Here is a 12,283-nt window from a genome sequence, read left to right on the forward strand (position 1 = left end):
AACATTTCCTCAAATAATAAATAATGCAAACTAATACGTCACAATCTTCTCAATCGTCACAGGTACTGATTGCGATAAGGTGTAGCCATAATCAAATTGTATCGAAAGCTGCGTCATGTATGGCGCTTGCTCAATGGAAAACATATCCAAATCTTCAACAGCATCTTCATTGACAATACAAGTAATTTTATCATCATCGCCTTTTAAGGTGAGAGGATTTGGTGTGCAAGTAATTAAATCCCCATCATCGCCAGGGTTCAATTCTCGTCCTGTTGCAGGATCATACCCATTAAAGTCATACATCAAGTCTTCGCTGGAAAGCATGAAAGACTTCAAAAATACCATATTATAATCCTTCGATGCGAGTCCTGTTGCTGTGCATGCATGTTCTATCTTCTCTTTGTTAATGACTTTTCCGTTGCCGCTGTTCTGCACATGAATGATAAACATAGGGCGGATATATCCTGTTCCAGTAGGAATCATTTTGCTTTCAATCGATGTAATCGCAAGTGGTGCGCCCTGCCCGCTTAAACTCACATCAGTTGCTTCACATGCGCCAGGAAAAATATTCATTTTGTTGACATCCGTATCAATGCAAATATCTTGGTTCCATGTTGTTGTATATTCGTAACATGCAGTTGCGACAATTTCAATGTCATGAGTCTCACTTAATGGACCAACAGTTTTTGCTTTTGCAGGATAAGAGAGCGTCGTCGTGCCGCCTTCATAATTAAAGATAGACTTACCTTCAAGAGAAAACCATTTTGTTTTGTACGGATTCGCGACAGCAGTGGTATCGCGCAAGCGTTCAATGTTCGTGCGTGCGTCTTGAATTTTTTGTTTAAGATCAACAGCAGTTTCAGCGTCCGCAGTTTTAAGCGCGAGCGTATACTCGTCAATTGCTGCGTTGTAATCTTCAATGTCATCTCGAACAGATAAACTGAGTTCATCTACAGCGTCAAAAGTAGAGCATTCGTTATCATCATCAACAAGACACATATAATCATCTTCGATAGAGAGCGTAATGAAACCAGTAAGCGTATGCGCGCCAGTGTTTTCTAGTTCAAGAGCAACAGTGAAAGGGGTGTCTTCATAAACAGTTTGTGAAGGATTTTCATCAAGGAAAGAAAAATCTAAGCCACTAGTTCCTTCCCAAAATGCTTCGTTGGAAGTATAAACTTTGGAAGTAGTCGTGCCGCAACTAGAAAGAAGAAGCAACGCAGAAAGAACAACAAGAATGCAAAGTGAAGAAAACTGTTTTGAAGAAAAGTGTTTCGCAGGAATCATGATGTTGCTGCCTCCACTTGTTTTTCATTATTCCATTCTATTTGAATATTTGCATGCCCTTCACCAAGAGTAGATTCTTGTGTTTTCACATTACGAACAGTAAGACCAGGTATATCATCAGATGCGCAAGAACCAAACGCAATGTCTTCATACCATGAGATAGAACAAACCTCATCAAGATCTGTAAGATCTTCTGGATTTGTCGCAACACTAAAGACAATATTGGAACCATCATATTCTACATAGAAGACATCAGGAACAAGCGCAGTAGGTTTATCTTCCAAAAGATAATCTGTGTTGAGAACAAAGTCCTCAAAGTATCTGTATTTGAAAAGAGAATTATCGCTGTCATAATATGCCTGAACAAAAGGGTATCCTTCAAACAACAACCATTGCGCATAGACAGGTGGTTTGACTGAATCGATCAGCTCCGTCATACCAGAAGCAGGGGTCGCATAGAAATAGACAGGCAATGCGCGATCACCGCTACCCATAGAAAGCCAGAGTGTCCAGCTTCCAAAAGTGCCGAGCGTTGCATTGCTCGGAGTAAATCGTAAATAGTCTGGTTCATAAGTCACAGAGTCTTCTCTAAAGAAATCATCGGCATTACTTGTGGACTTCATCACGCTGTCAGTAAGTACAAGAGATTCGCAAAGATCAACATAATCCTGCACGCGTGTTGCGTAAAGCACAGCGTCTTCATTTGAAGAAGTGTCATCTGCTTGCGGAAGACGATAAATACCATAATAATATGCGCTATATGCATCGTCAGTATACCCAACAGTTTCTGCGATATTCTTGAGATATGCCGCGCCAACATTGATATTCGTTTCAGCGTCATACAGATCATAAGTTTCATCAAGAGACGCCTGTGAGCTAAGTTGTTCTGCAAGCTGTTCAGTCACGCCCATTAATCCTGTTCGTTTATCAAGATAGTAATTATGGTCTCCTGAAGAAGTCTGCGCGATAATACCTGCAAGAGAACAGACAGGAGTGCCATACGTTGTTTGTGCGGCAAAGAGTTCATCGCCATAATTGTAAAATAAATATTGCAGCAATTCATCTTTTTCAGCGCTGGAAAAGGTAGGGGTGCTTCCTGTGGATTGACGAGCATCGCCAGAAGCACCAGATGGAGCGCTTTCTTCACGTTCAACAACAGTCACGCTCGTGTCATCGCTCAACTGATAATCATATCGAGTTTTAACGTAGAAATAATGCGTCGAGATAGGCGTTGCGCCAAGTAAGCCAGAAACATCATCAATATTCAATCGACAGCTAATCGTGATATAATCCTTGATGTCTTTGTATTCTGGTTTATCAACATCAAGAGTATATGCGTTATAACCTTCAAGTTGTGCAGTGCAAATTTCTTCAAGACAGCTCTCATCCCCGCCGCATTCCTGGCCGACTTTGCTGTTATATCCTTCTTCGCTTGCGATGCAATCATCAACAGTATACGTTGTCCAGTCATCATCTGTGCATTGCGCAATGTCCAAACTTGTTTCTTCAGGAATAATCAAAACAACTTCATCGAGCGCAGCAATGACACCGCCCCATCCTTGCGAACCATCGAGCGTGAGCGCAAGGCGCGGCTTGACTGCGTAGGATTCGCTGATGCCAAGTAATGGTTCTTCAGGTCCCATTCCTATTGCGACAGGACCATTGGTGTAATGCGCGACAGGAGCCTGGTCTTGGATTTGGTATTCGTCGAGAAGATCGATACCTTGCCGTGTCGCTGCAGTAAGCGCGTCACGATCAGTGAAATAGCGTTTCAAATACCCAATAGTCTGGAAATTGAATTCCGCGGTATAAGTAATTTTATTTGTTCCTTCAGGAAGTTTTTCAAAGCTGCAATCCAATTCTTCTTGTTGCAAATTATAAATTTCAAACGAATCATCAGGGTAGACACTTCCGTTCATTCTGTTTTTCTCGCTTCCTGCGTAGCATGCGACACCAACAGTCACTGCGTCATCAAGCGTGCGCGCGAGGAGTGTTGCGTAGACAGTGACTGGTTCATTTTCTTCATATTCTGTTTTTGAAGCAGTAAGATCTTCTAAATAAACGCCGAGTTTTTCATTTTCGTTTTCTTCAACAACGCCGTAATAATATTCGCCTGTTGCTTGTTTCATGCGCATGCTAAAAATATCGCGCATGTTTCCAAAGCCACCAACAACGCCGTTCCAAAGCATACCCCAACCTTCCCATGCTTTGTCCCACATAAGCCCCGCTGCATACATTCGATCAGCGCCTGCAGTATCGAGTTCAATGTCGCTAAGTTCAACCATGCTTGTACCTATAGCATAAAAGATGATACCAAGAAGGAATAAAGCAAGGAACCAACGAAACCAACGAGTTGGACCAGTAGCAATACTTTGACCACGAATAAGAACAGCATAATATATCCATGTTAATGTGATAAAACCATTCGCGACATACAACCTAATGAAATCAATCTGCTGAAGAATCGCAAAATCATTAGTGACATAAGGAATGAGTATTTCAAAAAGAAACACAAAGATGAAAAGCGTTCTGTATACATCGCCATTGCGTTCGCTTGGATCAAAGATGAAGAAGATCACAAACAAGATCATTAAAAAATTAATCCAAAGAAGATAATAGAGTGTCGGCGTGATCAAAAATAATTTTGCGAAGTGATATCCTATCGCAAGAGCAAGAAGCATCGTGTTGCTTCCTGGAGTAATGTGTGCAGGTCCAATAGCGCCACCTGCTCCACGAATCGCATGCCATGCAATAGACAAAGGTTTTCGAACAGCAGCAGTAGCAAGCTGTGCCCAAGGGTGTTGATGCTGAGAAGAAATCCATCCAGGCATTTGCGATTGGAGTTGCCCAATCTGTGCGGAACGTTGTTCTGGTGTCATGCCTGGAAATCGAGAAAAATCTTTCAAGTCATTGACTCGTGCTTGTGCGGCTTGTCGTTCAGCGAGAAGTCGTGTTCGTTCTGCGGTTTGATCAGTATGCCATTGTCGTGCTTCACCGACTTTGCGATCGACTTGCAAACGAATGTCGCGCATAGATTGGAGTGATGAGGCCCATGCCTGCCAAGGCAAACCGCGTAACGTATCCAACCAAGCCATAATCAAACCTCTTTTTAGGAGAATAGAGTAAGAACTATTCCCATGAGATGATTATGAGAAAAAGCAGTATATATATGTTGCTAAAATAGAGTAAACGAGATGGAATAAGGGGAGTCTCTTACTTTTTCTAATCTTATCTAATCTTATAATAATCATAAAAAGAAAGAGAGGCTCGACAAATGCTCGCGTCTCAACGCACAATGTCTCACAGGAATGTTCGACCTTGTGCGTTTTTCTCCAACAAAAAATAACAACATGGCCAGACGGAGCGAACCACGTTCCTATGCCTAAACGAAGTGAAGGCTAGGGTTGTGGTTTGCGCAGTAGGACAAGCTTTTTGGCATAGGGAAAGCCAGAAAGCCAAAAAGTTGTCCGTCTGTGCCATCGTTGTTGTTATTTTTTTGCTAAGATAAATCATAACAAGAAAATAATGAATAAAGAAAAAGTATTATGAAAAAATCCTACTCACTCTCCCTAACCTCAACATCCATCTTTCTGATTTCAAGAGATCGTGTTGGTTCTATTTTAATAGAATTCGTACCAGGTTCAATATAATCAGTAATCTGGCGCTCGTACTCAATGTCATACGTGTCTAAGTAAAATTTGTGTCCATTGACATAAATGTTCGATGTTTTTCGTTCTTCATCATCAACAAAAGTAAACACAATCCACGCGTCATACCCTGGGAAAAATTCATACACTTCTGTCACATCAGAACTTCCTTCTGTTGGACAGAAATCACTGACAATCTGTCCTTGGCTCGAGTACCCAGTAGAGCAAACATCGCATTCATCTTCGCTTAAGCTTGCTTCACAAACACTATCCAAGCCAGTGGAAGGCACAACATCACACCAGAAATTATCTTCGTCTTGGTCAAAGCAGCAGTCTTTATCATAAGACGCGCTGCATCCAGAAGGACAAGTACCATCGTGATCATCACCGCATTGCTCTTCGCATTCATCCGGAGCATAGCCATCTTCATCTTCATATCCTGTGGAACAAACAGAGCATTTCGAGGTATCTACTTCGCTGATTTCTGCGCAGCGTGCGTCAGCGTCGCTTGGCTGGACATCGCACCAATATTTGTTGCGTCCTTCAAAGCAGCAGTCTGGATCATCATCTTCTTGGCAGCCGGATGGACAATAGCCATCACTTTCTCCACAATCATAATCTGCAATAAAGCGGTCTCTGCTATATTCTTCGCTGTAAAGGAACGCGTCATCATCAATATCAAAATAATAAACAGGATATTCCTGTTCAGAGAGTTCTGTGTTGACAGAAATACTATAAATCAAATATTCTCCTTTCTCTGCTTTAAAGAGAAGATAGTTGTCTCCCGCGGAAAGCGCGGTTGGGGAAAATTCAACCATGTTAATCTGCTGGCAGTCAGGAATAGAAGAGTACACTAATTCTGTGTTAACGCTGATTTTCAAAGGACCGACTTCGCGAGGATTGCAGTCAGGATAAAAGTATAATCGTGCAAGTTCAACATTGAATTTCTCCACATCAGAGACAGTGAAGGTTGTCTTGCTCGTTTGCTGGCTGATGTCAGTCACATCACCAGTAATTTGAAGCGTCGCAAGCTGATATTCGTTGGTCGTCCAAAATTTGTAGCCAACTTCGCTCACGCTAAACTCAAGAATGTTTACATCAGAGAGAGAATATGCGCTGAGGTCAAGAGGAGTGATTGCGCCAGAAGTAATTTCTCCTTCATAGATAAGATTGCCATTGAGTTTGACAATAATGCGTCCTTGTCCTTCGTCAACATTGAAGGAAAGCAGCACGTTATCTGTATAATCAGGATCATCCACGTAAAAAGTAAGGTTGCGAGAAAGTTCATCAAACATCCCATTTTTAACATACAAAGAATCTTGAGAAAAGAGAACTGTTGCTTCTGTGAACGTATACAAATTCACCGCAGAAATGCTATGTTCAAAAGAAGATTCTTGAAGATAATAAATTCTACCTGGACTTTCTGAAAGAACAGTTTCAGCGACTAATGCCGCTGCCGCGGATGCTGGACTTGTTGCGCCAGTGGTTGTGGAAGAACTTCCTTCAGGATACACATAACTCCCATCACCGAGAAGCGCTTCACGTTCTTCTGCAGGGAGAAAAAGAATATACAAGAGAATGAATCCTGCAATAAGAATGACAAGTGTTGCTGCGGAACTTGCGCTTTGCGCTTTTCTATGTATAATCTTCAACTCACGTCACCTTTTTTCCCGAGCAATGTCCGCAGTGCCAAAAGCAGAGCAAAAGCATTCCTCTTCGTCATTTTCTGCATATAGGGATATAAAAGGTTTTCTATGAGCACAGTTATTTTGGAGTATGAATTTGCAAAAAACAACAACAAGGGCAGCAAACACGGCCATTTGCTACGCAAATGTCCTATTCGCAAAGGAAATTTCCACACTTTGTATGGAAATTCCCTCTGCACTCAGTTTGCACCTTGTTGTTTTTTGCGTACCCGCCGCTGGCGCACGACGCGACGGGGGACGCCCCCAGCCTTTAACAAAGCCTGAGGAAAGGTGATGTGGCTTTGCAGCCACATATCGCAACCACGCAGAAAGAGTAGAGAGGTTGCGACGTGGAGCTTCATGCTCCTCTTTGCGTGTCAACCGAGCGTAACCAGTTGCGGGGTGTCGCGTAGGACGTGGAACGAAGTGACACGTCCGTCGTGCCGCCTGCTGCGGCGGGTACTAAAGGATTTTATTACATGAGAAGTCGGCGAAAGCCCCGCACTTTAGTGCGGGGATGAAGCCGTTATCTTCTCATGTTTAATAATCCCGACGGCAAAGCCCACGTCTTTAGACGTGGGATACGCCGTCTGGGATTATTTTTACTTAGGAAAAACATATTAACTGCATAAGAAAGCAGAAACGAATGAAAATCCTCCATCGTGACCTCAAGCAAGGGAAAATCAAAGTACAGATCGACAACCTCGATGATCTCTGGTATCTCAGTGCCATTATTGAAGAGAAAGACAGAGTCGAAGGACTCACCGAGCGAAAAATAAAGTTAGAAGGGGCAGGAAGCGATAGAGATCAAAAAGTAATACGAAAGACAGTGCATCTTGAAATTGACGTGGAAAAAGTAGAATTTCATAAATACGCAAACATCTTAAGAATCTCAGGCAAAATCATAAATGGTCCTGAAGATGTGCCAAGAGGAACCTATCACACGTTTAATGGAGAACCGGGAACAACGCTCACGATCAGAAAAGAGCAGTGGCTAAAATATCAACTGGAAAAGCTCAAAGAAGCTGCAGAAACAAAACAGGCAAAAGTGCTTCTCTGCCTTGTCGACAGAGACGAAGCATTCTTCGCGACAATGAAACGATATGGCTACGAATTCCTGTTAGAAATGAAAGGCGAAGTACAAAAAAAAGCAAGTCCTGAAAAAGTAAAAGCAACATTCTATCAAGATGTCGTGAAGCAAATAGAAGAATACGAAAAAAGATATGAGCTTGATAAAATAATTGTCGCAAGTCCTGGTTTTTGGAAAGAATATTTACAAGAAGAAATCAAGAGCAAAGCAATCGCGAAAAAAGTGTTGCTTGCAACCTGTAGTGATGTCAGCAAAGCTGGATTTGAAGAAGTCCTCAAGCGCCCTGAAACAATGACTGCGCTTAAAGATGACAATATTGTGCGAGAGATAAATTTAGTAGATGATGTGATGAAAGAAATTGTCAAGGATGGAAACGCAGTGTATGGAATGAAAGAAACAAGAAAAGCGGCAGAAGCAGGCGCAATAAGCGAACTCCTCGTCACCGATGCGTTAATCCAAAAAATGCGGCAGGAGAATGTATTCGCGCAATTAGACAGGCTCATGCGAACAGTGAATCAGGCAAATGGAAATGTGCATATAGTCAGCGCAGAGCATGAAGGCGGAAAGAAATTAGATGGTCTTGGCGGCATTGCTGCGATTCTCAGGTATAAGATGAGTTGGTAAAAAAATAGAAAAAATAACTTCTGTTCAATCATTACTCACCTTACACAAGCACCATTCTGACATCCATTTGAACTACAAACAGGGTCATTAGACTTTACTAATCCCATCTCACAATAATACTCCAGTACTCCTTCCGCGGTATTAGTAAAATGGATGCAAGTATCAGTAAATGTGGATACTGCCCCTCCTCTAGATTCCGCTCCGATAGTTTCTCCTTTTGTGTACTTATCATCACCACCATCGCTATCCTTACAACTTATTTTCATTGTTGGATTTACAACTTTTGCGATGGAGACAGCCCACCCTGAAACAGTTGTGCTGTTTAAAATCAAACCACTATTCAATATCATTACAACAATCCCAATAACAGCAACAATCCCCACTATTATAGGAAGATATTTTGACGTTTCATTTGATTTCATGGATCACACCTCTTTTTTCTTTTCGATGAAACTGATAGTATAAATTACTTTCTAATCACAGAGGGGGCAAAAGAGTAACGAACAAGAGTAAATCCAAAAAATTTATTTGATAAAACATTTCAAAATGAGAGAGGAAAGAAAAACAATAGTTCAAAAAATGTCAATTCAAAGCATACACCACAACTTCATCATTCATAAACAAAACAGAAAATTCTGAAGCAAGCGCATTCGCGAAAGTATTCAACTCTTCCTCAGTCAAGTATCCCTTTTTCACACAAGTATATTCCAAAGAAAGTGCATCATAGCCTGCGCTTTTTTCTACAAGCTCCTCAACTGTTTTCGTTGCAATAGTTTTTCTAAACGCATTCATCTCATCATTCGGAAAATGCGTCTCAACATCAAACCCAATCAAGAACCGCTCTTCTTTGCACAAACTCAAAACACGAGAACCCGCAAGATTATCATGCATCCACATATATCCTTCCAATTCTTGCACAGAACTCCACGCAACACCAGGAGGCCATGATGAAGTCTCCACAACATACTTAGGATACCAGGAAGTATACGCATTAAATGCGTCAAAAGAAGGAATGCCAAAAACACCGACAAAAAGAAGAGAACCAACGACAATAGCAACAGTGCGATTCTGTATTTTTTCAAAAAGGAGAACAACAAAAATACCGACAAGCAAAGCCATTGGAATAGAAACATACGCCCAAAACCGATGCGTCAATATGCTAAACGGCAAATGTCCACCAAGCAATCCTACAAATGTAAGAACAAACCATACAAGAACAACAAGATGGTATTTTTCAGCAGAAAAATAATTCTTCCAGTTCCAAAGAAGATAAAGAACAGAAAAAAGCACAAAAACAAATACAAGAACCCCAAATCCTGTTGGCTGATCTATTTTCGTCACAAGAGGCGCAACAAGAAAATCTGATAAAGTATATGCGGGATTAATGTACAAATCCGCAGCTGTTTCTAAGCCAGAAGATGCAACACCACTAAAACCACCAGTATGACTGTAAAGAATATTTTCAAGGCCATGCCGAAGCAACTGCTGCCCCCAATAAAGAAAGCTCAAAGCAACACCAAAAAAGCCAATCAAAAAACTACTAGTAAAGGCGTTCATAGTCGTGAATGTTTTTTTCTGTAAAGAAGCAAATGTAAAACCAACGTGCCAGAGAACAAGGATAATGTAAAACGCACCAAAGAGAATCGCGACAAAAGGATGAGTGACCATTTCCGCTGCAATAAGAATAACGGCAGGAAGTATGTAACGCTGGTCAGTAAAACCACGAAGAGCAAGCATCAATGCAGGAAAGAAGAGAACAAGCGCAAGAGTGTGACTCCAAATAAAATGACTCATCCAGCTTGGGAGTACAACAAGAACCAGAGCAGCAACAGTGGCAACCTCAAGACCAAATAATTCGCGGGCAAAAAGAAAAAAGAAAAGAATGCCAAGCGCAATCAAGAGCACGTTAAACACTTTGAGCGTCAAGAAAATACTTCCATTGATTTGATAGACAAGAGCAAGAAGTGCATCATAAGTAGGAGGATACGGTTCAAGATAATGAGAGATTGCTTCGCCACTTGGCTGATAATACGTCTTTTCATCTGCAATATATTTGACAGCAACAGCGTGTTCCCACGGATCATCATCCTCTAAATATGGATAAGCAAACGCGCCAACAAGAAAAGTGTAGAAAAGAACAAGAGCAGCAACAAAAATAGCACCAAAACAAAGAACTTCTTTCTTTGAATACGAAGAAAAGGAAAAAAGACCTTGAAGAGAAGAAATAAAATTATTCCAGTGAAAGAGAACAAAATGCAAGGGACAGAGCAGAGAAATTGCAAAGAAGATTCTATAATCTAAAGGAATACCCCCTACATCAAAGAGAATGATAAGAAAGACAAGAGTGCCTAAACCAGAACCAAGATACAAAAGCAAGCGAATGAAAAAATTATCTGTTGTAGAAAAAGAGACAGGAGAAAAATAAAAAAGAGAGAAACCTAAGAAAAAGAGAAGAAGGAAAAAAAAGACAATACTAATGAGCAAGAGTGCGTCGATCATTTTGAATACACAGTAAGAATTTCATCACCAATATATGTTTTTGTATTTTTCCCAAAAGAATCAAGAAACGTAAGCAGTTCTTTTTCAGAATGAATAATAATGCCATCTGGATGATTTCTGCCATCATACTCCCCAACCCAGCGCTCTAAAAAAGTTTTACGACGAAAATCACGCAACATGCGATATATTTTTCGTGTTTCCTGTTGTGGATTTGCAAATGGCTCCACAATAATAAGTCCTTTTTGTGCAGCAGCGAAACATTTTCCGACAAGATGCTTTTCATGCGGATGAATGTGATGCAATACACCACTCAAAACAATGTAATCATACTGTGGAGGGATAGGTTCTTCTAATGCATTAACAGCACGAATGTTGATTCCATTCTTTTTACTGAAGCGAACAAAATGAGGGTTAGTGTCCCATGCCTCGTATCTACAAGATTTCTTCAGATAGCGAGAAAGTGTGCATGGACCAGCGCCAACATCAAGAACAGAACTGTTTTCTGGAATCTGTGCAGCGATTGCTTTGTAAATGTTAAGATAAAAAGTTCCGTTAATCAAAAGCATGCCAAGATCATAGAGTCGTGGATGAAGATACCACAAGGAAAAGCCAACAGGGTCTTGGTTGTTTGCGTTTTGTATTTCAGTCATAAAAAGAAAGAAGAGAAAAATAGTTTATATGTTTTCCTAGTCAAAAAACCTATACCGTAAAATAGCCCAAAAAACTAGAATTCCATCCCTCAAAAAGCGTATTTTCTTTCCTTCAGCAGTCGACCGAGAATGATAAGAAACTGGAACCTCAACAGGCGAGTAGCCTTTCCTCACCAGTTTCGAAACAAGCTCCCAATCCAAGTCAAAATAATTGCTTTTGAAAGTCAATCCAGAAATACATTCCTTTTTGAAGACCTTGAACATGGTGGCAGGATCAGTAAGCCAGATAAAATAAAGAGCGTTAAAAAGCATTGTATAAAAAAAACCGCCAAGATTGAGAAGGCGTGCATAAAAGAAATAGCCTGGATACTTACGAATAGTCCAACTTTCTTTCGCGAGAGGTCTACTGCCAAGAACAAAGGAAGTTTGACCAGAAAGAATTGGTTCAAGCAATTTCCCATACTCTTCAGGTTGATATTCTAAATCAGCGTCCTGAATAAGAATAATAATCCCAGTTGCGTGTTGAAATCCCAGTTTCAGCGCATTGCCTTTTCCAAGCGGTTTTTCTTGATAAAAAACTTTGACTTCTTTGTTCTTCTCATATTTTTTGACAATCTCGCGTGTCCCATCAGTGGAATTGCTTTCGATAATGATCACTTCTTTAGAGAGAGAAGGAAGTTTGACCGCAAGCACACGATCAAGAAGCTGCGCAACGTATGCTTCTTCGTTATAAACTGGAATAATAATGGAAAGTTTTTGATCTTGAACCATAATTGAATGAAACAAACCATGCTTTAAATA

8 protein-coding genes are annotated in these 12,283 nt (G+C 40.8%); 1 reads left to right on the forward strand and 7 read right to left on the reverse strand.

The window, feature by feature from the left end:
- Nucleotides 1-30 precede the first annotated feature (30 nt).
- The 3 genes from HZC31_08105 to HZC31_08115 form a co-directional block, all read right to left on the reverse strand.
- The gene (locus HZC31_08105) at nucleotides 31-1,287 is read right to left on the reverse strand and encodes a hypothetical protein (protein ID MBI5003320.1); all 1,257 of its coding nucleotides are present in this window, start codon (nucleotides 1,285-1,287) and stop codon (nucleotides 31-33) included.
- Nucleotides 1,284-4,382: a transglycosylase SLT domain-containing protein gene (locus HZC31_08110; protein ID MBI5003321.1), complete on the reverse strand. Its 3,099-nt coding sequence runs from the start codon at nucleotides 4,380-4,382 to the stop codon at nucleotides 1,284-1,286. The genes HZC31_08105 and HZC31_08110 overlap by 4 nt, the downstream gene beginning before the upstream one ends.
- A 461-nt stretch (nucleotides 4,383-4,843) precedes the next feature.
- Entirely contained in the window at nucleotides 4,844-6,586 is a 1,743-nt protein-coding gene (locus HZC31_08115; protein MBI5003322.1) for a hypothetical protein, read from the reverse strand.
- Between the two features lie 679 nt (nucleotides 6,587-7,265).
- On the opposite strand from HZC31_08115, the gene HZC31_08120 reads away from it, so the two are divergent.
- The gene (locus tag HZC31_08120) at nucleotides 7,266-8,333 is read left to right on the forward strand and encodes an mRNA surveillance protein pelota (GenBank protein ID MBI5003323.1); all 1,068 of its coding nucleotides are present in this window, start codon (nucleotides 7,266-7,268) and stop codon (nucleotides 8,331-8,333) included.
- A 35-nt stretch (nucleotides 8,334-8,368) separates the two neighbouring features.
- Here HZC31_08120 and HZC31_08125 read toward each other — a convergent pair whose 3' ends face one another.
- From HZC31_08125 to HZC31_08140, 4 genes are all read right to left on the reverse strand, one after another.
- Complete coding sequence (locus tag HZC31_08125; GenBank protein ID MBI5003324.1) at nucleotides 8,369-8,755, reverse strand: hypothetical protein; 387 nt, start codon at nucleotides 8,753-8,755, stop codon at nucleotides 8,369-8,371.
- Between the two features lie 160 nt (nucleotides 8,756-8,915).
- Nucleotides 8,916-10,832, reverse strand: coding sequence for a glycosyltransferase family 39 protein (locus HZC31_08130; protein ID MBI5003325.1), 1,917 nt, complete (start codon nucleotides 10,830-10,832; stop codon nucleotides 8,916-8,918).
- Nucleotides 10,829-11,482, reverse strand: coding sequence for a class I SAM-dependent methyltransferase (locus tag HZC31_08135; GenBank protein ID MBI5003326.1), 654 nt, complete (start codon nucleotides 11,480-11,482; stop codon nucleotides 10,829-10,831). Before HZC31_08135 ends, HZC31_08130 begins: the two co-directional genes overlap by 4 nt.
- 36 nt (nucleotides 11,483-11,518) lie before the next feature.
- Nucleotides 11,519-12,253 (reverse strand): glycosyltransferase family 2 protein, encoded by a 735-nt coding sequence (locus HZC31_08140; protein ID MBI5003327.1) that lies wholly within the window; start codon nucleotides 12,251-12,253, stop codon nucleotides 11,519-11,521.
- Nucleotides 12,254-12,283: the final 30 nt, after the last annotated feature.

It is taken from the genome of Candidatus Woesearchaeota archaeon, assembly GCA_016214075.1.
Lineage (GTDB): Archaea > Nanobdellota > Nanobdellia > Woesearchaeales > DSVV01 > JACRPI01.

Excerpts from the sequence above, each read along its gene's own strand:
- HZC31_08120 (MBI5003323.1), top strand. The coding sequence starts at position 7,266 with ATGAAAATCCTCCATCGTGACCTCAAGCAAGGGAAAATCAAAGTACAG.
- HZC31_08110 (MBI5003321.1), bottom strand. The coding sequence starts at position 4,382 with ATGGCTTGGTTGGATACGTTACGCGGTTTGCCTTGGCAGGCATGGGCC.
- HZC31_08140 (MBI5003327.1), bottom strand. The coding sequence starts at position 12,253 with ATGGTTCAAGATCAAAAACTTTCCATTATTATTCCAGTTTATAACGAA.
- HZC31_08125 (MBI5003324.1), bottom strand. The coding sequence starts at position 8,755 with ATGAAATCAAATGAAACGTCAAAATATCTTCCTATAATAGTGGGGATT.
- HZC31_08135 (MBI5003326.1), bottom strand. The coding sequence starts at position 11,482 with ATGACTGAAATACAAAACGCAAACAACCAAGACCCTGTTGGCTTTTCC.
- HZC31_08130 (MBI5003325.1), bottom strand. The coding sequence starts at position 10,832 with ATGATCGACGCACTCTTGCTCATTAGTATTGTCTTTTTTTTCCTTCTT.
- HZC31_08105 (MBI5003320.1), bottom strand. The coding sequence starts at position 1,287 with ATGATTCCTGCGAAACACTTTTCTTCAAAACAGTTTTCTTCACTTTGC.